This is a genomic window from Streptomyces sp. R41, from assembly GCF_041053055.1.
In the GTDB taxonomy this organism is placed as follows: domain Bacteria; phylum Actinomycetota; class Actinomycetes; order Streptomycetales; family Streptomycetaceae; genus Streptomyces.
In genome coordinates, this window is the sequence record NZ_CP163443.1 from 3,619,878 (window position 1) to 3,644,234 (window position 24,357).

Consider the following 24,357-nt stretch of genomic DNA (forward strand, 5'->3'; position numbering starts at 1 on the left):
ACGAAGGAGTTCGTACGTGGTCGCCATCGCCAGGATCCTGCTGCGCCGCGTCGCGCTGCTCGTGCCGCTGATGCTCGGGATCGTCCTGTTCGTGTTCCTCGTGATGCGGTTCTCCGACGTCGATCCGGCGTCGGCGTTCTTCCAGGGCGCCAATCCGACCCCGCAGCAGCTGCACGACTTCCGCGAGCAGAACGGGCTCCTCGACCCGCTGCCGGTCCGCTACTTCCATTTCGTCGGGGACCTGCTCCACGGCGACATGGGCACCAGCGCGCTGACCCGGGGGTCGGTCCTCGACCAGGTCACCACCGCGCTGCCGCTCACGCTCCAGCTCACCTTCCTGGGGCTCGGCATCGCGGTGGTGCTCGCGCTGCTCGGCGGGGTCATCGCCGCGATCTACCGCGACCGGCTGCCCGACCAGATCATCCGGGTCGTCTCGCTCACGGGGGTCGCGGCGCCGGGTTTCTGGCTGGCGCTGCTGATGATCCAGTATCTGGCCGTCGACCAGGGCTGGTTCCCGACCGGCGGCTACATCAACCCGGCCGACTCGCTGAGCGGCTGGCTGAAGACCATGGCCCTGCCCGCGCTCGCGCTCTCCCTCCCGGTCGCCGCGCAGCTCACCCGGATCGTGCGGACCTCCGTGGTCGAGGAGCTGGACAAGGACTACGTACGGACGGCGATCGGGAGCGGTCTGCCGCCGCGGGTGGTGGTCGGGCGGAACGTGCTGCGCAACGCCCTGATCAACCCGCTCACCGTGCTGGGCCTGCGCGTGGGCTATCTGCTCGGCGGCGCGGTCGTCATCGAGACGATCTTCTCGCTGCCGGGCATGGGCAAGCTGATGATCGACGCGGTGAAGAACGGCGACCCGGCGGTCGTGCAGGGCGTCGTGCTGACCACGGCCACCGGCTTCGTGGTCGTGAACCTCGTCATCGACATCCTGTATCTGCTGGTCAACCCGCGGCTGAGGGATGCCACCTGATGTCGCTGCCTGGGGGTGCGACCTGATGTCACTACTGAGGGATGCGACCTGATGTTCACGCGCAAGAGCCTCACCGAGGCCCTCTCCCGGCCCGGCGTCCGGCTGCGCGGCTGGCGCCGGCTGCCGCTGCTGTCGAAGGTCGCGGTCTGCTTCCTGGCCGTGGTCGTACTGGTGGCGCTCTTCGCCCCGCTGCTGGCCCCGCACGACCCGCTCGATCAGCAGGCGCCGGTGGACGGCACCGGACACCCGTCCGCCGACCACTGGATGGGTCAGGACAGCCTCGGCCGGGACATCCTCAGCCGGCTGATGTACGGCGCCCGCTGGTCCCTCGCGATCGGCCTGGGCGCCACCGCGCTCGCCCTGGTCGTGGGAGCGCTCCTCGGCGCGGTCGCGGCGACCTCCCGCAAGGCGGTCGACGAGACGCTGATGCGCTGCCTGGACGTGGTGATGGCGTTTCCCGGCATCGCGCTCGCCGCCGTCCTGGTGGCCGTCTTCGGCGGCGGCATCACGGTGCTGATCTGCGCGATCGCCTTCCTGTTCACCCCGCCGGTCGCCAGGGTCGTACGGGCGAACGTCCTGGCACAGTACGGCGAGGACTATGTGACCGCCGAGCACGTGATCGGCGCCCGCACCCCGCACATCGTCCTCAAGCACGTGGCCATCAACTGCGCCGCGCCCGTACTGGTGTTCTGCACCGTGCAGGTCGCGGAGGCCATCGTCTTCGAGGCGTCGCTGTCCTTCATCGGCGCGGGCGTACGGCCCCCGGACCCGTCCTGGGGCAGCGTCATCGCGGATGGCAAGAACATGGTGCTGACGGGCGGCTGGTGGGCCACGGTCTTCCCCGGCCTGCTGATGCTGATCACCGTACTGTCGCTGAACATCCTGTCCGAGGGCGTCTCGGACGCGTGGGCGGCCCCGGCGGCAAGGGACGTGTCCGCGCCCGCGGCGGAGGACCGGCTGGAGGCCCCCGAGCCGGGCAGCGGCAAGGTCCTGGAACTGCCGGGCCTCGCGGAGGCGGCAGCGCGCCTGCGCGCACGGGCCCGGCCACTGCCCTCCGGCCGGCAGCCCGTCCTCGCCGTCGAGAACCTGGCCATCGGCTTCGACGCCCGCCACGGGGGCGTGGACATCGTCGACGGCATCAGCTTCGAGGTACAGCCGGGTGAAGTCCTCGGTCTGGTCGGCGAGTCCGGCTGCGGCAAGTCGCTGACGGCGCTCACGGTGATGGGCCTGGAGCCCAAGGGGGCCCGGGTCCGTGGCCATGTCCGGTTCAACCAGCGGCAGTTGATCGGTGAGCCCATGCGCGTACGGCGCCGGCTGCTGGGCCACGAGATGGCGATGATCTACCAGGACGCGCTGTCGTCCCTGAACCCGGCGATGACGATCCGGGCACAGCTGAAGCAGGTCGTACGCAGGGGCGGGAAGCGTTCCCCGGCCCAGCTGCTGGAACTGGTCGGCCTCGACCCCGACCGCACCCTGCGCAGCTACCCCCACGAGCTCTCGGGCGGCCAGCGCCAGCGCGTCCTGATCGCGATGGCCCTGTCCCGCAGCCCCAAGCTGATCGTCGCCGACGAACCGACCACGGCCCTCGACGTGACGGTGCAGGCGCAGGTCATAGAGCTGCTGCTGCGGCTGCGCGCGGAGCTGGACTTCGCGCTGATCCTCGTCTCTCACGACCTGGCGCTGGTCTCGGCGGTCACCGACCGGGTGGTCGTCATGTACGGCGGACAGATCGTCGAGACCGGGGTGACCGCCGACCTGGTGGAGGTCCCGGCCCACCACTACACGCGCGGGCTGCTCGGCAGCGTGCTCTCGCTGGAGTCGGCGGCCGAGCGCATGACCCAGATCAAGGGGGTCGTGCCCTCCCCGGCCGACTTCCCGGCCGGCTGCCGCTTCGCCGACCGCTGCCCGATGGCGAGCGAGGTGTGCCGTACGACGGTGCCTGACCTGGTGGGGACACGGACGCACACGGCGGCCTGTCACCACCCGGCCGCCGACCTCGGGACCATGGAGAGGGACAGCGGGGGCGCCGTCGCGCTGGCCGATCCCAACGGAAGCGAGGGGGCCGTCACGTGACCCGCGCGGACTGGGAAAGGCCGAAGCCGACAAGTGACCCGCGCGGACCGGGAAAGCCGAGGCCGATACGTGACCAGCGCCGACCGGGAAGGTCGGGGCCGACAAGTGGCGGGCCGACCGGAAGGGCCGAGGCCTGCAAGTGACCGCGCTGACGGGGAAAGCCGAGGCCGACAAGTGACCGCGCCGACCGGGAAAGCCGAGGCCCTCAAGTGACCGCACTGGTAGCGCTGTCCGACACCCACGTCGTCCACAAGGCCCGCACCGGTGGGCTGTTCGCCCGCGACCGGGTGTACGCCCTCACCGGCGCCGACCTCGCCATCGCGCCCGGCGAGACGGTCGGCGTCGTCGGCGAGTCCGGCTGCGGCAAGTCGACGCTCGCGAAGGTGCTGGTCGGGGTGCAGCGGCCGACGGCCGGGACGGTGACCTTCCGCGGCCAGGACGTCTGGTCCATGAAGCCCGCGGAACGGCGCACGGCCATCGGCAGCAGCACCGGCATGATCTTCCAGGACCCGTCGACGGCGCTGAACCGACGGCTGACGATCCACCAGATCCTGCGGGACCCGCTGGACGTCCACCGGCGCGGCACGACCGCCGAACGCGCGGATCGTGTACGGGAGTTGATGTCGCTGGTCGGCCTCCCCCGCGCCCTCGCGGACGCCCTGCCCGGCCAGCTCTCCGGCGGCCAGCGCCAACGCGTGGCGATCGCCCGGGCCCTGGCGCTGGACCCGGACCTGGTGGTGGCCGACGAGCCGACGAGCGCGCTGGACGTGTCGGTCCGCGCCCAGATCCTGAACCTCCTCCTGGACCTGAAGGAGCGGCTCGGGCTGGCCCTGGTGTTCGTCTCGCACGACATCCAGACCGTACGGCGGATGAGCGACCGGGTGATCACGATGTACCTCGGCCGGATCGTCGAGGAGTCACCGGCCGACGAGGTCACCGACCGCTCCCGCCACCCGTACACGCGTGCCCTCTTCTCGGCGACCCCGGGCCTCCTCGACCCCATCGACCCGATCCCCCTGGCGGGCCCGGTCCCGTCGGCGACCCGCCCGCCGAGCGGCTGCCCGTTCCGCACGCGTTGCTGGAAGGCTGATGAGGAGTGTGCCGCCTCGATGCCGGACTTCACGGCCGCGTCGACCCCCGATCACCGCTACCGGTGCCACCATCCTGTGGAGGAGGGCCAGACCACGCGCGCGCTGGTCGCGCAGGCCGAGTCCGCCGCCCCGGCCACCGCCATGGCCGACGTTCCGTTCCAGCAGCACATCAGGGAGCCTTCATGACCATTCCCACCCCGTTGACCGGTGTCGTACCGCCCGTCTGCACTCCCCTGACACCGGAACGCGAGGTGGATGTCCCCTCGCTCATCAGGCTCGTGGACCATCTGGTGGACGGCGGGGTGGACGGTCTGTTCGTGCTCGGCTCGACGTCGGAGGCGGCGTACCTGACGGATGCGCAGCGCAGGCTGGTCGTGGAGACCGTGGCCGGCCATGTCGCCGGCCGGCTCCCCGTCCTCGCGGGCGCGATCGACATGACGACGCCGCGCGTCCTGGACCACGTCCGGGACGTGACGGCGGCGGGCGCGGATGCCGTGGTCGTCACCGCCCCCTTCTACACCCGCACCCACCCGGCGGAGATCGCCCGCCACTACCGCGTGATCGCCACGCGCTCGCCCGTGCCGGTCTTCGCCTACGACCTCCCCGTCTCCGTCCACACCAAGCTGAGCGCGGACCTGGTCCTGGAGCTGGCCGCGGACGGTGTCCTCGCCGGCCTCAAGGACTCCAGCGGCGACCTCGGCACCTTCCGCACCGTCGTCACCGGCGCCCGGTCCCACCCCGACATCAGCGGTTTCACCCTCCTCACCGGTTCCGAGGTCGTCGTCGACTCCGCGCTCGCCCTCGGGGCGGACGGGGCGGTGCCCGGGCTCGGGAACGTCGATCCCGTCGGATACGTGCGCCTGTTCCGGCTCTGCCGCGAGGGTGACTGGGAGCGGGCTCGGGCCGAACAGGAACGGCTGTGCGCGCTGTTCCGGATGGTGGGCGTGGGGGACCCCGCCCGGATGGGCGGTAGCTCGTCGGCCCTCGGTGCGTTCAAGGCTGCGCTGTATCTGCGGGGGGTCATCGACTGTCCGGCTACGGCGGAGCCGCAGGTTCCGTTGTCGGAGGGGGAGGTCGAGCGGGTGGGGAAGTATCTGGCGGGGGCGGGGCTGCTGTAAGGGGTGGTTTTCGCCCCCTCCGCCCCTACCCGACCCGACCTGGGGCTCCGCCCCTGAAGGGGCGCGGGGAACTGCGCGACAAGCCCCCACCCACCCGCAGCCGACAGGCTGGTCGGGACGGGCAGGGGCGGAGGGGGCGAAAAAACCTCACCCCAGCAAGTCGCCCACCGGCACCCGTCGGAACTCGATCGTGTCGTACGTCCCCGTCGCGCCGGTCTCGTAGAGAAGACCGACCCGGCTCGCGCCGAGCTGCACGAGGTCGGAGTACGCGGCCCGCTGCGAGGAGAGGGTCATCGCCTTGGTGAAGGACGCGCCGGCGTCCGTGCTGCGCCAGATGGCCATGGACTGACGGGCGGTCGGGACGGAGGGACCGGAGAAGAGGAGGGGGGCGGAAGGACCCGTCAGTTGGAGGACGCTCGCCTGGACGACGGGGACGTCGTCCAGGGTGGGCTGGATGGTGTAGGGGCGGGACAGGGTCTCCCCACCGTCGCCGGAGTAGGCGTCGAGACGGTTCCCGGCACTCGTGCCGTTCTGGTCGCGGGACGTGAAGTACAGCCGCCCGTCGGGGAGTTCCGCGACACCGCTCTCGTTCGCGTTGTCGACCCCGTCGTAGGAGTCGTCCACGAAGCCCAGCCGCCAGGTGACCCCGCCGTCGTCGCTGTAGATGGCGTGCCCGCCGTAGTACTTGGGCTCCTGCCCGGTATCGGCGGAGCCCACCGGCGGGGCCGCGGAGTGGTTGGCGGCGACGACCAGGCGCCCGGCGTGCGGGCCGTGGCGGAGAGCGATCGCGTGGCCGGGGCCGGTGGCGTACCACCGCCAGCCCGGCAGCTTCACCTCCGCCGTGATGTCGCGCGGAGCGGAGAAGTGCCGGCCGTCGTCGCGGCTCGTCTGGACGAAGACGCGACGGCTCTGTTCCGGAGTGACCTCGCCCCGCATGATCTGCGCCTCGGTCACGGCACCGCTGTTGTAGGACGTGACCAACACGATCCGGCCGGTCTTCGGATCCACCACCGGCGCCGGGTTGCCCCGGGTGTCGCCGTCACCGGACGCGACGACCCGCAGCGGGCCCCACGTGCAGCCGCCGTCGAAGGATCGTCTGAGGACGACGTCGATGTTGCCGGTGTCGCCCGCGCCGTTGTGTCTCCCCTCGGCGAAGGCGAGCAGCGTGCCCACGCGCGTGGTGACCGTCGCCGGGATGCGATACGTGTCGTAGCCGTCCTGGCCCGCCGTGTACGGCACGGAGGAGGTACAGCCCCGGGTGGCGAGCGGCGCGCCCGACGCGGTGCCGGTGACGGCGAGCGCGGTGAGGAGTCCGATGGCTGCCGCCAGCGCGACCCTGCGGCTCGTGATGCTCATGGCGCTCCCTGGCTCCGGTGGACATAGGACGTGGGATGTCCAGGAGAACCTAGTGCGCCCAGGGAGACGTATCAATATCCGTGCGGCTACGGCGTGTTGATGAGGCGTCAGCTCAGCAGGCGGTGCCGGGGTGACGAGTCCCGACTCGTCAGGCGGCGCCGGGAGTGACGAGTCCCGACTCGTACGCCACGATCACCAGCTGGGCCCGGTCGCGGGCGCCCAGCTTGCCCATGATGCGGCTCACGTGGGTCTTCGCGGTGAGCGGGCTCAGTCCCAGCGCCCCGGCTATCTCGGTGTTGTTGAGGCCGCGCGCGACCAGCGTCAGCACCTCGCGCTCCCGCTCGGAGAGGCCGCCGGGACCACCCGCCGCGGGCGCGGGAGCCGACGGGCTGCGCAGGAAACGGGCGATCAGCCGGGCGGTCGGGCCCGGCGAGAGCAGGGCCTCGCCGCCGGCCACCGTACGGATGGCGTCGAGGAGCTCGGCGGGCCTCGTGTCCTTCACCAGGAAGCCGGAGGCACCCGCGCGCAGCGCCTCCGCGATGTATTCGTCCGTGTCGTACGTGGTGAGGACCAGGACCCTGACCCCGGCCAGGTTCTCGTCGGCCGCGATGAGCCGGGTCGCCTCGATGCCGTCCAGGTCGGGCATCCGGATGTCCATGACGACCAGATCGGCCCGCGCGCTGCGCGCCAGCTCCACCGCCTCCCGCCCGGTGGCCGCCTGCCCGACGACCTCCATGTCCCGCGCCGACTCGACCAGCATGGCGAACGCGGCCCGCACCAGCGTCTGATCGTCGGCGAGGAGTACTCGGATGGTCATCGGGAATCGCCTCGTTCGAGTTCGGCGGCACGCACCGGATCGGATGCACCTACGGGATCGGACGCACGTACGGGACCGGGCTCACGTACGGGATCGGACGCACGTACGGGACCGGGCTCACGTACGGGATCGGACGCACGTACGGGACCGGGTTCACGTACGGGACCGGGCTCACGTACGGCTTCGAAAACACCTGCGGCTTGAGGATCAGGTACGGCTTCGCGATCACGTACGGCTTGAGGATCACGTACGGCTTCCACATCACGCGCGGCTTGAGGATCGCTTACGGCCTCGAGATCACGTACAGCCCCAGAAGCACGTACGCCGTCCCGCCCGGACGTCTGCGCCGGCACCCCGGCCCCCAGTGGCAGCACCGCCCACACCCCGAACCCACCCCCCTCCCGCACCCCGGCCTCCAACGTCCCGCCCACACTACGAGCCCGCTCCCGCATTCCCACGAGGCCGAACCCGGGTGTGCCGCCCGCGTCGCCGACGCCGTCGTCCGTGACCGTGACGTGCAGCGCCCAGCCCTCCGCCCGCAGGCCCACGCGTACCGTCACGTCGGGACCCGCGTGCCGGACCGCGTTGGTGAGCGCCTCCTGGACGATCCGGTAGGCGGCGGCGCCGACGGCGGACGGTACGTCACCCGCTTCCACCGCGACCGCGGTCTCCACCGTTGCGCCCGCGGTCCGTGCCGCCGTCACCAGGTCCGGCACCCCGTCGAGCCCGGGCAGCGGCCCGCGCCCGTCTCCGCCGAACTCGGAGGCGCGCAGTACCTCCAGCGTGGTGCGCAGTTCGCCGCGTGCGGTGCGGCAGGTCTCTGAGATGTCCTCGAGGGCCCGGGCGACCGCCGTACGGTCGAGGCGGTCGGGGTCGGCGGCCAGCACGTGCGCGGCGACGGACGTCTGGACGCCGATGAGGGTGATGCTGTGGGCGAGCAGATCGTGCAGGTCGCGGGCGATGCGCAGGCGTTCCTCGGCGACCCGGCGGCGGGCCTCCTCCTCGCGGGTCCGCTCGGCGCGTTCGGCGCGTTCGACGACCGAGGTGACGTACTGGCGGTGCACGCGCGCGTACACGCCGAGGACGAGGAGCGCGACGATCCAGCCGGTGACGCGCAGCGCCTGGGCGCCCTCGGTGGTGCCCTGCGAGAACTTGACGGAGAGCATGATGCCGATGACGCCGCCGCCGACCAGGGCGGAGCGCAGCGGGCGCCCCGTCACGGCGACGGTGAACAGGCCAAGCATCGAGACGGGCAGCGGCGCCGTGTGGTCGAAGTCGAGCGCGTGGTACGGGCCGATGCAGGCGACGAGCGCGAGGAACGAGACGAGCGGGGCGCGGCGCCGCCACACCATCGGGACGTGCCCGGCGATCAGGAGGGTCCAGCCGAGCCCGTCCGGCCGTCGGCCGTCGGTGTCGAGCACGAGCGCCACGGACACGTCGACGACCAGCAGCGCGGCGGCCAGCAGCGCGTCCTGGCGCAGGACCCGGGCGGGGCTGACGCTCCCCGGGTGGGCGAAGCCCGTGAGCAGTATGCGTTTGGCGTCCACCGGTTCATCCTCCGTGAGGAGGCGCCCCTGCGGGAGACAGGGGCGCCCACATGCCGCTCAGGCGACGACGACGGGTTCCTTCTGCCGCGGCTCGGGTGGCTCCGACGGCTCCCGTGACAGCTGCCCCGGCCACCACACCCTCCTCCGCAGCGCCACACTGGCGCTGGTCACCAGGTAGGTGCGGACGAGGAAGGTGTCGAGCAGCACCCCGACCGCGATCACGAACCCGAGCTCGACGAGCTGCAGCAGCCCCATGTTCGTCAGCACCGCGAAGGTCGCCGCCAGGACCAGTCCGGCCGAGGCGATCACGCCTCCCGTCGTGCGCAGCGCGGTCAGCGCGGCGGTGGCGGGCTCGGCGCCCGCGAGGGACTCCTCGCGCATCCGGTGCATGAGGAAGATCCCGTAGTCGACGCCGAGCGCGACGAGGAAGACGAAGGACAGCAGCCCGAGCCCCGGGTCGGTCCCCTCGAACCCGAACAGCGGCCCGAAGACCAGCCCGCCGATGCCGAGCGCCGCGCCCCACACCGCGATCACGGCGGCGACCAGCAGCAGCGGAGCGACCAGGCTGCGCAGCAGCGCGATCAGGATCAGCAGCACGGAGGCGAGCACGATCGGTACGACGACGAGCCGGTCGCGGGCGTTGGTGTCCTGCAGGTCGATCTGCTGGGCGCTCGGGCCACCGACGTAAGAGCCCGATCCATCGAGATCTCCCCGCAGGGACTTGATCGTGGCGGTCTCGGCCGCCGACTGGGGCGCGCCCTTCGCCGTCACGGAGATCTCCGTCCAGCCGCCGCCGCTGCGCCCCCGTGCGGCGGTCGCGACGCCCTGGTGGTCCCGCACCGCGGCCAGCGTGGCGTCCGCCCGTCCGGTGGGGGTGATCACGGTGATCGGCTGGGTGCCCTGCCCCGGGTAGGCCTTTGCGAGTGTCTCGATCGCGACGACCGAGTCGGGCTTGTGGACGAAGGAGTCCTGCTGCTTGAGCGCGCCGGGCAGGTTCAGCGCGCCGAGGGCGAGCGCCCCGAGCAGTACGGCGCCGCCCGCGAGGACGGCGTACGGCCGGCGCCCGGCGGAGGACCCCATCGCGGAGAACAGGCTCCGCCGCTGCTTGGGCTCGCTGCCGTAGGCGGGCACGAGCGGCCAGAACACCCGGCGCCCGAGCAGGACGAGTACGGCGGGCAGCAGGGTCAGCATGGCGACGAGCGCGCACAGCACGCCGACCGTGCCCATCGGGCCCATGCCCCGGCTGCTGTTGAGGTCGGCGGCGAGCAGGCAGAGCAGTCCGGCGGCGACGGTGCCGGAGGAGGCGAGCACGGCGGGCCCGCAGCCGCGCAGTGCCTGCCGCATGGCGTCGTACGGCCGCTCCACGCGCCGCAGCTCCTCGCGGTAGCGGGAGATGAGCAGCAGCGCGTAGTCGGTTCCGGCGCCGAAGACGAGGATCGTCATCACGCCCGAGCTCTGGCCGGAGATGGTGGTCCCGAAGGCCTGGTGGAGGCCGTAGGCCACGCCCATCGACAGATAGTCGGCGACGCCCGCGACGGCGAGCGGCACGAGCCACAGCAGGGGGCTGCGGTAGATGAGGATCAGCAGGACGGCGACGACGGCGACGGTGGTGTAGAGCAGCGGGCCGCCGAGGGAGTTGTAGACCTCGGCGGCGTCGGTGGCGAGCGCGCCGGGGCCGCCCACGTCGACGGTCATGCCGTTCTCGGTGCGGGCGACATCGCGAACGTCGTTCACGAACGCGTCCCGCTTCTTCTCGTCGGTCCCTGGCGCGGAGCTGGCGACCGGGTACATCAGCGTGGTGCCGTCCCGCGACGGCACGCCCTTCGGGGGTGCGGTGAGCGGGTTCTCCTTGGTGATCTCGGTGACCTGGCGCGCGGCCGTCGCGCGGTCCGCGGCGCTCAGCCCGCCGTCGCGGTGATAGACGAGCACCAGCTCGGTGGTCTCACCGCCGGGCAACCGGTCCTCGATCTTGGCCACTTGGGTCGAGTCCGCGCTCGCCGGCAGGTAGTCGACGGCTCGGTCGTGCTGCACGTCCGCGAGCTTCGACGCGAACGGCCCGACGACGGCCAGCACGGCCACCCAGAGCCCGAGCAGCGCCCAGGGCACGGCCCTGCGCCGCCTGTGCGTGGTTGTCTTTCCGGGCCCCATGACGGGGTCCTCCCCTCCTGGCCGGGTGTCTGGACAAGCACCAGACTCCCGGCACGCGGGAGCGGAATCGTCGCGCGGGAGGGCGAGTTCGGGGCTACTCCGAGGGGTGTCGGGACGGGGGGATTACTCCCTGGGGAGTACTACGACGGCGTACGCGCCGCCACCAGCAGCCGCGTCACATCGTCCGAGCAGATCGTCAGCGCCGCGCCCACGGTGGCCAGCACGTCCCGCTCGGCGGGCGTGTAGGGGCCGTCCGCCAGCGCGATGCGGGCGCCCTGGAGAAGGATCGCCTCCCGGCCGGTCGGCGCGAGGTGCGGTGCCAGCGGGTCCAGGGCCTCGTGGAGCTCTATTGCCAGACTCGCCCCGCACGGCTCCCCGAAGACCCGGCCGGTGTCCGCGGCGAGCGCCTCGACGAGCGCGGCGAGCTGGTCCTCCGTGCAGTCGTCGAAGCCGGCCGAGCGCACCGCGCCCGCGGCGGTCTCCAGCGACGTACGGGCGCAGGTGCCGCCCGCGGCGAGCACGGCGAGGGCGACGGTGTGGACGGCGTCGCGCAGCATCGCCGAGAAGCGGGTGGTGGTGGGGTGGTCGAGGACGTCGGCGCCGTAGTGGTGGCCGCAGGCGGCGCATTCGACGACGGGTCCGGTCTCGCCGCGCGGCAGGACGGGAACGCCGAGGAGGGTGAAGCGGCGACGGCCGGTGAGGCGCTGGTAGTTGCGGTCGCCTCCGCAGCCGGGGCAGAAGAACTCGCCGTCGCCGACGGTGGTCCACGCGGTACGGGTGCCCAGGACGCGGGAAACCTGAACTGCACGACCGTTTCGTCCCCATTCCGGCAGCACCGTCGCACACCTCCGTAACGCCGCGGCAACATCGCCGCGCTGGCGTGATGTTAGCCACATTGTTGATGCGGAGTCAGTACCCCGGACGAGACCTGCTCGTGACCTCCACGCGGATTGGCCGGTAAACGACGCGGCTCCGCCCGCCTCGAAGGGCGGACGGAGCCGGAAAGAACCAGGTGAACGAGGTCAGCGGGCCGCGCGGTTGACCGCGGAGACGACCGCCTTCAGCGAAGCACGTGTCGTATTCGCGTCGATGCCGATTCCCCACAGAACCTTGTCGTCGATCGCGCATTCGATGTACGAGGCGGCCTGCGCGGAGGCGCCCTCGCTCATCGTGTGCTCCTGGTAGTCCAGCAGGCGTACGTCGATGCCGATGGACTGCAGTGCGTCGAAGAACGCCGAGATCGGACCGTTGCCGGAGCCGGTCAGGACGGTGTCCTGGCCGTCGACCGTGGCCTCGACCTTCAGCGTGTCCACGCCGTCGGTGTCGGTCGTCGACTGGCCGTTCTTGACCTGGATACGGCCCCACGCGTTCTCGGGGTTGGGCAGGTACTCGTCCTGGAAGGTCGCCCAGATGTCCTTCGGCGTGACCTCGCCGCCCTCGGCGTCCGTCTTCGCCTGGATGATCTTCGAGAACTCGATCTGCATCCGGCGCGGCAGGTCCAGCTTGTGGTCGTTCTTCAGGACGTACGCGATACCGCCCTTGCCGGACTGCGAGTTGACGCGGATGACGGCCTCGTACGAGCGGCCGACGTCCTTCGGGTCGATCGGCAGGTACGGGACGGCCCACTCGATGTCGTCGACCGTGACGCCCTTGGCGGCCGCGTCGGCCTCCATCGCGTCGAAGCCCTTCTTGATGGCGTCCTGGTGGGAGCCGGAGAAGGAGGTGTAGACGAGGTCGCCGACGTACGGGTGGCGTGCGTGGACCTCCATCTGGTTGCAGTACTCCCACGTACGACGGATCTCGTCGATGTCGGAGAAGTCGATCTGCGGGTCGACGCCCTGCGAGAACAGGTTCATGCCCAGGGTGACCAGGTCGACGTTGCCGGTGCGCTCGCCCTGACCGAACAGACAGCCCTCGACGCGGTCGGCGCCGGCCATCAGCGCCAGCTCGGCGGCGGCGACGGCCGTACCGCGGTCGTTGTGCGGGTGGATGGACAGGCAGACGTGCTCGCGGCGGGACAGGTTGCGGCCCATCCACTCGAAGCGGTCCGCGTGCGTCGACGGGGTCGAACGCTCAACGGTGGCGGGCAGGTTGAGGATGATCTCGCGGCCCGGGCCGGGCTGCCAGACGTCCATGACCGCCTCGCAGACCTCCAGGGCGAAGTCCAGCTCGGTGTCGGTGAAGATCTCGGGGCTGTACTGATAGCCGAATTCCGTCTCCGGGCCCAGCAGCTTCTCCGCGTACTCCATGACCAGGCGTGTGCCGTCGACGGCGATCTGCTTGATGTCGTCCTTGGAGCCGCGGAAGACGACCCGGCGGAAGACCGGCGCGGTCGCGTTGTACAGGTGCACGGTGGCGCGCTTGGCGCCCTTCAGCGACTCCACGGTCCGCTCGATCAGGTCCTCACGGGCCTGGGTCAGCACGGAGATCGTCACGTCGTCCGGGATCGCGCTCTCGTCCTCGATGATCGACCGTACGAAGTCGAAGTCCGTCTGCCCCGACGCGGGGAAGCCGACCTCGATCTCCTTGTAGCCCATCTTCACCAGCAGGTCGAACATCGCGCGCTTGCGCGCGGGCGACATGGGGTCGATCAGGGCTTGGTTGCCGTCGCGCAGATCCGTGGAGAGCCAGCGGGGGGCGACGGTGATCCGGTTCTCCGGCCAGGTGCGGTCCGGGATGTCCACCTGGTCGTACCGACCGTACTTGTGGATCGGCATGGACGTGGGCTGCTGGCGGTTCTGGCTGTTCGCCATGGTGCGTGGGCTCCTCGTGGTGTCCGGAAAGGACGGCCGACGGCGCAACGCCAGACTCCGCGGGGAGGGGGTCGGCCTCGACTACAGGCCCTCGCCGCGGCAGCTAAGGAGAAGCAGCCCGAAACGCATGATGCTCCGCAGCCTAGCCGAGCCGTGCTCCGTGCGGGGGGCTGTATCAGTATGCGGGATCGCGGCCACGAAGGGAACGAAAGGTGCAAAAAGGTGCGCCATACCACTCCCGGCCGGACTCCGAGGCTCCTTATTGCCCCATTTCACCAATCATGGTTGCAGGTAGTGACAGAGGCATAACTCAGTGCAAGGGTGCCGGGCATGACGACCAACGGGGGCTTCGAGCCCGTCTTCTGCACCATCGTGCCGCCCCATGTCCTCGACAAGCTCGCCCAGCACGAGGACCCCGCGCTCGCCGGTCCCGCGCGCCAGACCCTGGAGCGCGACGCCTACGAGCGCACCCACCGCCGGCTGACCACGGTCATCGGCGCCCCGACCGTCGCCCCACCCAAGGAAGCGGCCGAGCAGAAGCCGCACCGCACGATCTACGACGCCCGCCACCACCAGGACCTGCCCGGCAAGAAGGTCCGCGGCGAGGGCGACAAGCCGGGCAAGGACGCCACGGTCAACCGCGCGTACGCCGGTCTGGGCGCGACCTTCGAGCTCTACCTCAACGCGTACCAGCGCAACTCCATCAATGGCGAGGGCCTGCCCCTCGACGCCACCGTGCACTTCGACCAGAACTACAACAACGCCTTCTGGAACGGCGAGCAGATGGTGTTCGGCGACGGTGACGGCGAGATCTTCCTCGACTTCACCATCCCGGTCGACGTCATCGGCCACGAGCTGACCCACGGCGTCACCCAGTACACCGCGAACCTCACCTACTTCGGCCAGCCCGGCGCCCTGAACGAGTCCATGTCGGACGTCTTCGGCTCGCTGATCAAGCAGTACACGCTCGGCCAGACCGCCGCCGAGGCCGACTGGCTGATCGGCGCGAGCCTGCTCGCCCCGCGCGTCACCGGCACGGCCCTGCGCTCCATGAAGGAGCCGGGCAGCGCGTACGACGACGACGTGCTCGGCAAGGACCCGCAGCCCGCGACGATGGACCACTACGTCCGCACCGGCCGCGACAACGGCGGGGTCCACATCAACTCCGGCATCCCCAACCACGCCTTCTATCTCGTCGCCGAGGCGCTCGGTGGCCACGCGTGGGAGCGGGCCGGGCAGATCTGGTACGACGTGCTGACCGGCGGGGAGCTTCCCTCACAGGCGCTGTTCTCGGACTTCGCACGACTCACGCTCGCCGCGGCCCGCTCCCGGTACAACGAGGGGGAGGAACTGCAGGCCGTGGAGAAGGCCTGGGAGCAGGTCGGAGTGCCGACCACGTAGCCCCGGCCCCCGACTCGTACTAGACAGGACCCATGCGTATTCAGGTGAGGCGCACGGGCGGATTCGCGGGCATCGAGCGGCATGCCGAGGTGAACACCTCGGGACGGCCCGACGCCCAGGAGTGGCACGCCCTGGCCGAGCAGGCGATCGCCGCCAGCCGGGGCGCGCCGCCCATCGGCGTCCCGGACGGCTTCAGCTACGAGATCACGGTGGACGGGAAGACGGTGTACGCGGCCGATCCACGCCTGACGGAGGACCAGCGGAAGCTGATTTCGAGGGTGCTGAAGGAGGGTGCGTAAGAACCGAGCGTGCGGGGGAGCGCCCTCAAGGGGCGCGGGCTGTGACATTTGCGGCTCCGCCGTGTGGGCGCGACCAGCCACAGACGGTCGGCGGTCGCGCGATCACAGCACCACCCCACCGCTCGGGCGCCCATGAAGTAACTGCCAGTTCACACCGCACCGTTGACTTCCGTTACCGCCGGTACGGATGATCGCGCGCATGGCGACGAACCCCCTACCGCAGTTCCCGCCCGGCTTCCTCTGGGGCGTGTCCACCTCGGCCCACCAGATCGAGGGGGCCGCGGCCGAGCGCGCCCCCTCGGTATGGGACGCCTTCACGGCCGAGCCGGGCCGGATCAAGGACGGCTCCACCGCGACGGTGGCCTGCGACCACTACCACCGCTACCGCGAGGACGTGGCACTCCTCGCCGGCCTCGGAGTGGACGCATACCGCTTCTCCGTCTCCTGGCCCCGCGTGAACTCCCCCGGCGGTCTCGACTTCTACGACCGCCTGGTCGACGAGCTGTGCACCGCGGGCGTACGCCCCGTGCCGACCCTCTTCCACTGGGACCTGCCGCTGGAGCTGGACTGGCTGAACCGGGACACGGCGGAGCGCTTCGCCGAGTACGCCGGTGTCGTCGCCGCACGCCTCGGCGACCGCGTGAAGAAGTGGATCACTCTCAACGAGCCCGCCGAGCACACCCTGCTCGGCCACGCGCTCGGCGCGCACGCCCCCGGCAAGCAGCTCCTGTTCGACGCCCTGCCGGTGGCCCACCACCAGCTCCTCGCCCACGGCCTCGGCGTACGGGCCCTGCGCGCGGCAGGAGCCACGGACATCGGGATCGCCAACTCCCACGGGCCCACCTGGGCGGCATCGCGCCGGACCGAGGACGTGGAAGCCGCCGACTTCTACGACATCCTCCTCAACCGCCTGTTCGCGGACCCGCTGCTGCTCGGCCAATATCCCGAGGGCATCGGGGAGTTGATGCCGGGAGACGTCGAGTCGGACCTGAAGATCATCGCGGAGCCGCTGGACTGGTACGGGATCAACTACTACCAGCCGACCAAGGTGGGCGCGCCCGAGGGCGAGGAGATCGAGTTCAGCGGACTGACACTGCCCGCCGAACTTCCCTTCTCCGTACGCGAACTGGAGGGTTACCCGGTCACCGACTTCGGCTGGCCGGTCGTACCGGAGGCGCTGACCGAGCTGCTCGTCGGCTTCCACGAGCGCTACGGGGACCGGCTCCCGCCCGTGGTCATCACCGAGAACGGCTGCTCGTACGAAGGCATCGACGACCAGGAACGGATCACCTTCCTGGACGGTCATGTCCGGGCGCTGCACCGGGCGTTGGAGCAGGGCGTGGACGTACGCGGCTACTTCGTCTGGTCGCTGATGGACAACTTCGAGTGGGCGGAGGGGTACGCGCGCCGCTTCGGTCTCGTCCACGTCGACTACGACACGCTGGAGCGGACTCCCAAGGCGTCGTACGCGTGGCTGCGGGACGCCCTGCGGGCGCGGAGATGACCACCGAGGACCCCGTACGGGTGGCTGCTCTCACCGAGCCCGTCGAGCGGGTCGGCCGGGGCTGGACCTCCGCGCTCTCGCTCGCCAACGGGGCGATCTGGGTGGGCTGGTACGGCCCCCTGCAGATCCTCCTCGCCTCCCAGGCCGAGGACTTCGCGCCCGGTACCGGCATGTCGAAGGAGACGATGCTGGCGTGGGTCACGGGCGCGGGCGCGGTCGTCTCGCTGGTCGCCAACCCGCTCTTCGGCGCGCTGTCCGACCGCACGACCGCGCGCTGGGGCCGCCGTACACCGTGGATCGTGGCGGGAGCGGCCGGGGGCGCGCTGTCCCTGCTGCTCCTGGCGGGCGCGGGCGGCGTGTGGACGATGGCGGCCGGCTGGTGTCTGGTCCAGCTGACGCTGAACGCCGCCTTCGCGGCGGTCACGGCGGCCGTGCCCGACCGGGTGCCGCGGCTCCAGCGGGGTTCCGTGGGCGGCTGGCTGGGCGCGGCGCAGATCCTGGGCGTGGTCGGCGGGACGGGCCTGGCGACGGTGGCGGGGGGTGTGGGCGGCGGATACGCGGCCTGCGCGGTGTTCACGCTCGTGGGCGTCCTGCCGTACGTACTGCGCCACCAGGACCTGCGCCTGCCCGCCTCGGCCCGCCCCGCCTGGTCCTGGCGCTCCTTCCTGGCCTCCTTCTGGCTTAGCCCGCGCCGCTACCCGGACCTCGCCTGGGCCTGGCTGACCCGCTTCCTGATCAACCTGAGCAACGCCCTCGTACTCCTCTACCTGCTCTATTACCTGAGGGACCGGCTGCACTACGACGACCCCGAGAACGGCGTGCTGATCCTGACCGCGGTGAACGGTGTCACGCTGCTCGCCACGGTCGTGGTGGGCGGGGTGTGGTCGGACCGGTTGGGCCGCCGCAAGCCGTTCGTGATCTGGTCGGGCATCCTGATGGCGGTGGCCACGGCGGCCCTCTCCGGCTGGCAGACCTGGCCGGGCGCGATCGTCGCGGCGGCCGTCCTGGGCATCGGCTTCGGCGTCTTCACCTCGGTCGACTTCGCCCTGATGACGGACGTCCTGCCCAAGGCTCTGGACCGCGGCAAGGACCTCGGCGTCATCAACATCGCCAACGCCCTGCCCCAGGTCGCCGCACCCGCGCTGGCCGCGCCGATCGTGACGTATCTGGGCGGCTATCGAGTGCTGTACCTGGTGGCGGCGGTGATCGGGCTGGCGGGTGCGGTGCTGGTGGGGCGGATCAAGGGCGTGGACTGAGCGGCTACCTGCCGGCTGAGCGGGCGACTGCCGGCTGAGCAGCTACCTGCTTACAGCGCGCCCGCGTCCTGGGCTGTCCAGACCGACGGGTACAGCGGGCGGTAGCCCAATTCCCGGCGGATTCGGGCCGTGGACACGATCCCGAACCAGGGATCGGGGTCCGTGCGCTCGTACAGCGCCGACGGGATGTCGACACCGTTGAGCTGGTGCAGGTCGACGGTGGTGACGGGGGCGTCGTCCGCGATGTTGTAGATGGCGCCCGCCGCGCCCGGGGCGTACAGCAGGCGGCACAAGCCCTGCGCGACATCCGCGTGGTGGACCAGCTGGAGGCGCTGGGTGGCGGCCCAGTGCGCGGCCCAGCGCATCGACGCGGCGAGATGCGGGTCGCCTTCGCCGTAGACGAAGGCGAGACGCCCGATCCGTACATCCATGCCTCCCTCCAGGGTGAGAAGGCCCCGCTCCGCCTCCCCCTTCGACTCCGGGTACGCGCCCCACATCTCGCCGCCGGGTACGGTCGGGTCCTCCTCGGTGAGGGGGCGGCCGCGGCCCGTTCCGTAGACGAGGTTCGTGCTGACCTGCACGAAGCGGCGTACGCCGGAGGTCACGGCCGCGCGGCCCAGCTCCAGCGCGGCGTCGCGGTTGACCGCCCAGGCCTCCTCGTCGGGTACGCCGCGGAAGGCGGCCGCGATGTTCACCACCGCGTCGGCGCCCGCGAGGGCCTTGCCGAGCGCCTCCGCGTCCCGCAGATCACCGACCGCGACCTGGGCGCCGAGGTCGGCGAGGGCGGCCGCCTTCGCCTCGTCGCGGACCAGGACCCGTACCTGGTCACCCCGGGGCGTCTGCTGCAGCAGCCGCGGTACGAAGCGGCGGCCGACCTCACCGGTGGTTCCTGTCACCAACGTCAACATGATGGGTTCCTCTCGTCGGCCTTCAGCGTCTCCCCGCGCCCACGGCAGCGGGAGAGACCCGCTGATCCGGGGACTGGCAGTGCCTGGATAAGACGGGCGGGTTCGGTCAGGCTGGAGAGGTGAACCGAGCCGAACTCGCCGACTTCCTGCGCCGCAGCCGCGCCCGGCTGGAGCCTTCCGACGTGGGCCTCACGGCCGGGGCCCGACGCCGTACGCCGGGCCTGCGCCGCGAGGAGGTGGCGGCGCTGGCGGGCATGTCCGTGGACTACTACACCCGGCTCGAACAGTCGCGGGGGCCACGCCCGTCCCGTCAGATGCTGGGCGCGCTGGCGCGGGCGCTGCGCCTCACCGGCGACGAACGGGACCACCTCTTCCACCTGGTGGGCGAGGAACCGCCGCGCGCCGAGAGCGCCTCGGCGCATGTCCGCCCCGGTCTGCTGCTGATCCTCGACCGGCTGCACGACGCGCCCGCGCAGGTGATGACCGACTACGGTGATGTGCTCGCGCAGAATGCGATGGCGGCGGCGCTGGTGGGCGAGGCGGATGCCGACCGCAATGTCGTACGGCGCTTCTTCACCGAGCCGCGGGCCCGTGCCCTCTTCCCGCCCGAGGACCGCGCCGAGCACGCGCGCTCTCATGTCGCGAACCTGCGCGCGGTCACGGCGGCCCGCCCGGATGACCCGGCCCCGGCCCGTCTGGTGGCCGAACTCCGCTCCGTGAGCGAGGAGTTCGCAGGGCTCTGGGAGTCGCACGAGGTGGCCGTGCGGCGCGCCTCGACCAAGAGGTTTCTGCACCCCACCGTCGGGCTCCTCGACCTGGACTGCGAAATCCTTCTCAGCTCCGGCGACAACCAACTCCTGATCGTCCACACGGCCCGCCCCGGCACCGAGTCCCACGAACGCCTCCAACTGCTCCGCGTGGTGGGCCTCCAGGACATGTCACCGACAGCGGGCCGCTCCTGAAGGCTTCCCTCCGCCCCCAGGAGCGCCCCGTCAGGGGCGCGGGGAACTGCGCGACAAGCCCCCACCCACCCGCAGAAGAAAGACAACCCAGGGGGTCTGGGGGCGGAGCCCCCAGGTACGGGACGGGTAGGGGCGGAGGGGGCGAACAACCCAACCCGACACCCAACTTCGGCCACTTTTGATGACCGTTGAAGGAAAGCCCGGTCACCCCTTGCAATCGTGAGCCACCCGCGCATCAATGGAACCGCAAGTTCCGACGGACCGTCAGATACGCCGCCGCAAGGCGTCCCGCACCCCACTCGCGGACGGTCCGCGCACACATCTCCCCGCACACTCACCGGCACAGAGGTGAGAAGCCCGTGTGCCCGGACAGGGCGGCCCCGTCCCACCATCCCCACATGGCAATTCCCGTACAAGGGAAGGGAATCCGATGAGAGGCAAGCAACTCGGAATCGCCGCGGCGTTAGCCGCCGGCACCCTCGCCGCGACCGGCCTGGCCTTCGCGCCCGCCGCCGCGGCCGTCACCCCACAGACGGCCACCATCAACGCGACCTGCAGCATCGGCGGCAGCGGCGCGGCCACCCTCACCGCCACCCAGGACGGCACGGCCGCGACCATCACCCTCAGCTCCACCGAGATCACGGCCCCGATCGACGTGGCCCAGGACTCGGTCGCCTCCACCCTGACCATGGTGAAGGCGAGCGGCGGCACCACCGTCTTCTCCGGCACGAAGAACCCCGCCATCCCCGCGGGCGGCGGCGTCTCCGTGGGCCCGCTCGACGGCACGGTCGCCTCCGGCGACAGCCTGGAGGCATACGGCGGCTCCCTGCAGATGGTGGTCTTCGGCATCACCATCACCTGCACGGCGGACGCACCGCAGTCCCCGGGCCCGTTCGTGTTCGACTGAGCCCGCATACGTGAAGACCGGTGCCGCCCGCGCGCAGCGGCACCGGTTCATGCACCGCCGAGTCGTCGTAGCTGTGGGCATGCGTGCCGCCAGGGGCGGCACCCGTCCCAAAGAGAGCGGCACCCCGTAAGCGCCGGGCCACGCGACCCACCCCCGACCTCAGCCCCGGTGCCGGGAGCCTTGATTGCGACGGCACCCGGCGCTGGTGGCTGTGCCCACCCGTCCCCACTCTCGGCTTCGCTCGAGCGGGGGGACCCCCATCGCCCAGCGGGACGATTGCCCACAGCAGTAGCGGCAGGTGTGCAACCTGCCAGGCGAACCCACAGCGGTAGCGGCAGCGGCGGCCCCACGGACTCCGACGTCAGCGGCAGCGGCAGCGGCAGCGGCACGATTTGCCCGCTGCCAGGCGGAGGGTCAGAGCGCGTCGGGCCCCCGCTCCCCCGTCCGTACCCGCACCACCGTCTCCACCGGCACCGCCCACACCTTCCCGTCCCCGATCTTCCCGGTCTTCGCGGCCTTCACCACCGCGTCGATGACCGCGTCGGCGTCCGCGTCCTCGACGACGACCTCGATCCGGACCTTGGGGACGAGGTCGACCTGGTACTCGGCGCCGCGGTACACCTCGGTGTGGCCGCGCTGGCGTCCGTAGCCGCTGGCCTCCGTGACGGTCAGCCCGTGCACACCGATTTCCTGCAGAGCGGTCTTGACCTCGTCGAGGCGGTACGGCTTGACGATCGCGGTGATGAGCTTCATGCCTGGGTCTTGACCTTCTGAGCGGTGGGGAGGGATGAGGAGACCGGGGCGCCGTGGCCCAGGACCCCGTGATCGTAGGCGCTCTCGGCGTGCACCGTAAGGTCCAGGCCGGTCTGCTCCTGCTCCTCGTCCGCCCGGAAGCCCATAAGCCGGTCGATCAGCTTCCCGATGCCGTACGTGACGGCGAAGGCGTACGCCCCGACGGCCACCACGGCGACCAGCTGCTTGCCGAGCTGGCCGAGCCCGCCGCCGTACAGGAGCCCCTCGACCCCGCCCGTCATCTCCTTGGCCGCGAAGACCCCGATGAGCAGCGTGCCGATGATCCCGCCGACCAGGTGCACGCCGACGACGTCCAGCGAGTCGTCGTAGTTCAGCTTGAACTTCCAGCTCACGGCGTACGAGCAGACGACACCGGCGGCGAGACCGACGACCAGCGCGCCCAGCAGCGACACGGACCCGCAGGACGGGGTGATGGCCACCAGACCCGCGACCGCGCCGGACGCCGCGCCCAGTGTGGTCGGGTGCCCGTCACGCTTCTGCTCGACGAAGAGCCAGCCGAGCAGGCCGGTGCACCCGGCGGCGAGGGTGTTGAGAAACGCGGCGGCGGCCAGGCCGTTGGCGCCGAGGGCCGAGCCCGCGTTGAAGCCGAACCAGCCGAACCACAGCAGTCCGGCGCCCAGCATCACCATCGGCAGGTTGTGCGGCCGCATGGCGTCCTTCTTGAAGCCGAGGCGCGGGCCGAGGACCAGGCAGAGCGCGAGCCCGGAGGCGCCCGAGGTGATCTCGACCGGCAGACCGCCCGCGAAGTCCAGCGCGCCCAGCCTGTCCAGGATCCAGCCGCCGGGACCCCACACCCAGTGGGCCACGGGAACGTATACGAGCAGTGCCCAGACCGGCACGAGGACCAGCCAGGCCCCGAACTTCGCGCGGTCCGCGATCGCGCCGCTGATCAGCGCGGCGGTGATGATCGCGAAGGTGAGCTGGAAGGTGGCGAAGAGAAGGGTGGGAACCGTGCCCTGGACGCTGTCCGGGCCGAGGCCCGCCATGCCCGCGTGCTTCAGCCCTCCGATGAGTCCGCCGAAGGCGTCGTCCCCGAACGCGAGCGAGTAGCCGGCGGCCAGCCACACCACCGTGACCAGGGCGATCGACACGAAGCTCATCATCAGCATGTTGAGGACGCTCTTCGTGCGAACCATGCCGCCGTAGAACAGGGCGAGGCCCGGGGTCATCAGCAGCACGAGCGCGGTGGCGGCGAGCAGCCAGGCCGTGTCACCGGTGTCGATGTGCGGGGCAGCCAGGGTCACGGTCTCTCCAGCGGTCCGGGGGCGTCGTCAGAGCGTCACGGGCGCGCGTTTCCGGTTGTGCACACACGCGTTTCCGGCGTGTTTCGTGTTGCGTGGGGGTTTCCGGAACCTCACGGCGCACGGCCGGGGCGCACGGCCGGGGCGCACGGCGTGCGGCGGGGGCTTGTGGATCAGGGACAATGGGCGCCATGAGCGTTCGTACCCCGTCATCCAAGCCGTCCGAGGCCCCCCACCGCGCCGGCTTCGCCTGCTTCGTGGGCCGCCCCAACGCGGGCAAGTCCACCCTTACGAATGCTCTGGTCGGCCAGAAGGTGGCGATCACCGCGAACCAGCCGCAGACGACGCGGCACACGGTACGGGGCATCGTGCACCGGCCCGACGCCCAGCTGATCCTGGTGGACACCCCGGGGCTGCACAAGCCGCGCACGCTCCTCGGCGAGCGGCTCAACGACATCGTGCGGACCACCTGGGCCGAGGTCGACGTCATCGGCTTCTGTCTGCCGGCCAATGAGAAGCTCGGCCCCGGCGACCGTTTCATCGCGAAGGAACTGGCGTCCATCAAGAAGACGCCGAAGATCGCGATCGTCACGAAGACCGACCTCGTGGACAGCAAGACGCTCGCCGAGCAGCTCATCGCCATCGACCAGCTCGGCAAGGAGCTCGGCTTCGAGTGGGCGGAGATCGTGCCGGTGTCGGCGGTCGGCGACAAGCAGGTGGGCCTGCTGGCCGACCTGATCGTGCCGCTGCTGCCGGAGGGCCCGGCCCTCTACCCCGAGGGTGATCTCACCGACGAGCCCGAGCAGGTCATGATCGCCGAGCTGATCCGCGAAGCCGCCCTTGAGGGCGTGCGCGACGAGCTGCCGCACTCCATCGCCGTGGTCGTCGAGGAGATGCTGCCGCGCGAGGACCGGCCCGCCGACAAGCCCCTCCTCGACATCCACGCCTTCGTCTACATCGAGCGGCCCAGTCAGAAGGGCATCATCATCGGCCCCAAGGGCAAGCGCCTGAAGGAGGTCGGCATCAAGTCCCGCAAGCAGATCGAGGCGTTGCTGGGTACGCCGGTCTTCCTGGACCTGCATGTGAAGGTCGCCAAGGACTGGCAGCGGGATCCTCGGCAGTTGCGGAAGCTGGGGTTCTGATCCCTGGGGGCTCCGCACCCGGACCCGGACCTCTGTCAGTGGGCC

At 71.1% G+C, this 24,357-nt stretch carries 19 protein-coding genes and 1 pseudogene; 11 read left to right on the forward strand and 9 right to left on the reverse strand.

Going from position 1 to position 24,357, the window contains the following annotated elements:
* The first annotated feature begins 16 nt into the window (after nt 1–16).
* The 4 genes from AB5J53_RS16835 to AB5J53_RS16850 all read left to right on the forward strand — a co-directional run bounded on the left by AB5J53_RS16835 (nt 17) and on the right by AB5J53_RS16850 (nt 5,258).
* Nucleotides 17–976, forward strand: a complete 960-nt coding sequence (locus tag AB5J53_RS16835; RefSeq protein WP_369246472.1) for an ABC transporter permease — start codon at nt 17–19, stop codon at nt 974–976.
* A 51-nt stretch (nt 977–1,027) separates the two neighbouring features.
* A complete protein-coding gene (locus tag AB5J53_RS16840; protein WP_369246473.1) occupies nt 1,028–3,049 on the forward strand; it encodes a dipeptide/oligopeptide/nickel ABC transporter permease/ATP-binding protein in 2,022 nt (673 codons plus the stop codon).
* A gap of 209 nt (nt 3,050–3,258) precedes the next feature.
* Nucleotides 3,259–4,326 carry an oligopeptide/dipeptide ABC transporter ATP-binding protein gene (locus AB5J53_RS16845; RefSeq protein ID WP_369246474.1) on the forward strand — a complete coding sequence of 356 codons (1,068 nt, stop codon included), beginning with the start codon at nt 3,259–3,261 and terminating at the stop codon, nt 4,324–4,326.
* Nucleotides 4,323–5,258, forward strand: a complete 936-nt coding sequence (locus tag AB5J53_RS16850; RefSeq protein ID WP_369246475.1) for a dihydrodipicolinate synthase family protein — start codon at nt 4,323–4,325, stop codon at nt 5,256–5,258. The genes AB5J53_RS16845 and AB5J53_RS16850 overlap by 4 nt, the downstream gene beginning before the upstream one ends.
* A gap of 147 nt (nt 5,259–5,405) precedes the next feature.
* Here AB5J53_RS16850 and AB5J53_RS16855 read toward each other — a convergent pair whose 3' ends face one another.
* The 6 genes and pseudogenes from AB5J53_RS16855 to leuA all read right to left on the reverse strand — a co-directional run bounded on the left by AB5J53_RS16855 (nt 5,406) and on the right by leuA (nt 13,879).
* A complete protein-coding gene (locus AB5J53_RS16855; RefSeq protein ID WP_369246476.1) occupies nt 5,406–6,614 on the reverse strand; it encodes an exo-alpha-sialidase in 1,209 nt (402 codons plus the stop codon).
* 148 nt (nt 6,615–6,762) lie between these two features.
* Nucleotides 6,763–7,431 carry a response regulator gene (locus AB5J53_RS16860; protein ID WP_369246477.1) on the reverse strand — a complete coding sequence of 223 codons (669 nt, stop codon included), beginning with the start codon at nt 7,429–7,431 and terminating at the stop codon, nt 6,763–6,765.
* Nucleotides 7,432–7,793: 362 nt separating this feature from the next.
* Nucleotides 7,794–8,963: pseudogene (locus AB5J53_RS16865) on the reverse strand (sensor histidine kinase); the annotation flags it as partial.
* Nucleotides 8,964–9,035: 72 nt separating this feature from the next.
* Nucleotides 9,036–11,126: an MMPL family transporter gene (locus tag AB5J53_RS16870; protein ID WP_369246478.1), complete on the reverse strand. Its 2,091-nt coding sequence runs from the start codon at nt 11,124–11,126 to the stop codon at nt 9,036–9,038.
* 140 nt (nt 11,127–11,266) lie between these two features.
* On the reverse strand, nt 11,267–11,962 hold the full coding sequence (locus AB5J53_RS16875; protein ID WP_369246479.1) for a TerB family tellurite resistance protein: 696 nt from the start codon (nt 11,960–11,962) through the stop codon (nt 11,267–11,269).
* 186 nt (nt 11,963–12,148) lie between these two features.
* A complete protein-coding gene (leuA, locus tag AB5J53_RS16880; protein WP_369246480.1) occupies nt 12,149–13,879 on the reverse strand; it encodes a 2-isopropylmalate synthase in 1,731 nt (576 codons plus the stop codon).
* A 330-nt stretch (nt 13,880–14,209) separates the two neighbouring features.
* Here leuA and AB5J53_RS16885 point away from each other — a divergent pair, with 330 nt between their 5' ends.
* From AB5J53_RS16885 to AB5J53_RS16900, 4 genes are all read left to right on the forward strand, one after another.
* Nucleotides 14,210–15,280 carry a M4 family metallopeptidase gene (locus tag AB5J53_RS16885; protein ID WP_369246481.1) on the forward strand — a complete coding sequence of 357 codons (1,071 nt, stop codon included), beginning with the start codon at nt 14,210–14,212 and terminating at the stop codon, nt 15,278–15,280.
* 32 nt (nt 15,281–15,312) lie between these two features.
* Nucleotides 15,313–15,579: a protealysin inhibitor emfourin gene (locus AB5J53_RS16890; protein ID WP_369246482.1), complete on the forward strand. Its 267-nt coding sequence runs from the start codon at nt 15,313–15,315 to the stop codon at nt 15,577–15,579.
* A gap of 187 nt (nt 15,580–15,766) precedes the next feature.
* Nucleotides 15,767–17,083: a GH1 family beta-glucosidase gene (locus AB5J53_RS16895; protein WP_369246483.1), complete on the forward strand. Its 1,317-nt coding sequence runs from the start codon at nt 15,767–15,769 to the stop codon at nt 17,081–17,083.
* On the forward strand, nt 17,080–18,339 hold the full coding sequence (locus AB5J53_RS16900; protein ID WP_369252278.1) for an MFS transporter: 1,260 nt from the start codon (nt 17,080–17,082) through the stop codon (nt 18,337–18,339). The genes AB5J53_RS16895 and AB5J53_RS16900 overlap by 4 nt, the downstream gene beginning before the upstream one ends.
* A 50-nt stretch (nt 18,340–18,389) precedes the next feature.
* Here AB5J53_RS16900 and AB5J53_RS16905 read toward each other — a convergent pair whose 3' ends face one another.
* Nucleotides 18,390–19,247 (reverse strand): NAD-dependent epimerase/dehydratase family protein, encoded by an 858-nt coding sequence (locus tag AB5J53_RS16905; RefSeq protein WP_369246484.1) that lies wholly within the window; start codon nt 19,245–19,247, stop codon nt 18,390–18,392.
* Between the two features lie 119 nt (nt 19,248–19,366).
* On the opposite strand from AB5J53_RS16905, the gene AB5J53_RS16910 reads away from it, so the two are divergent.
* Both AB5J53_RS16910 and AB5J53_RS16915 read left to right on the forward strand, forming a co-directional pair.
* Nucleotides 19,367–20,209, forward strand: a complete 843-nt coding sequence (locus tag AB5J53_RS16910) for a helix-turn-helix transcriptional regulator (RefSeq protein ID WP_369246485.1) — start codon at nt 19,367–19,369, stop codon at nt 20,207–20,209.
* Nucleotides 20,210–20,639: 430 nt separating this feature from the next.
* Entirely contained in the window at nt 20,640–21,116 is a 477-nt protein-coding gene (locus AB5J53_RS16915) for a hypothetical protein (protein WP_369246486.1), read from the forward strand.
* A gap of 414 nt (nt 21,117–21,530) precedes the next feature.
* On the opposite strand, the gene AB5J53_RS16920 is transcribed toward AB5J53_RS16915, so the two are convergent.
* Nucleotides 21,531–21,869: a P-II family nitrogen regulator gene (locus AB5J53_RS16920; protein ID WP_369246487.1), complete on the reverse strand. Its 339-nt coding sequence runs from the start codon at nt 21,867–21,869 to the stop codon at nt 21,531–21,533.
* Nucleotides 21,866–23,173, reverse strand: a complete 1,308-nt coding sequence (locus AB5J53_RS16925; protein ID WP_369246488.1) for an ammonium transporter — start codon at nt 23,171–23,173, stop codon at nt 21,866–21,868. The genes AB5J53_RS16920 and AB5J53_RS16925 overlap by 4 nt, the downstream gene beginning before the upstream one ends.
* Before the next feature lie 179 nt (nt 23,174–23,352).
* On the opposite strand from AB5J53_RS16925, the gene era reads away from it, so the two are divergent.
* Nucleotides 23,353–24,312 carry a GTPase Era gene (gene era / locus AB5J53_RS16930; protein ID WP_369246489.1) on the forward strand — a complete coding sequence of 320 codons (960 nt, stop codon included), beginning with the start codon at nt 23,353–23,355 and terminating at the stop codon, nt 24,310–24,312.
* Nucleotides 24,313–24,357 lie beyond the last annotated feature (45 nt).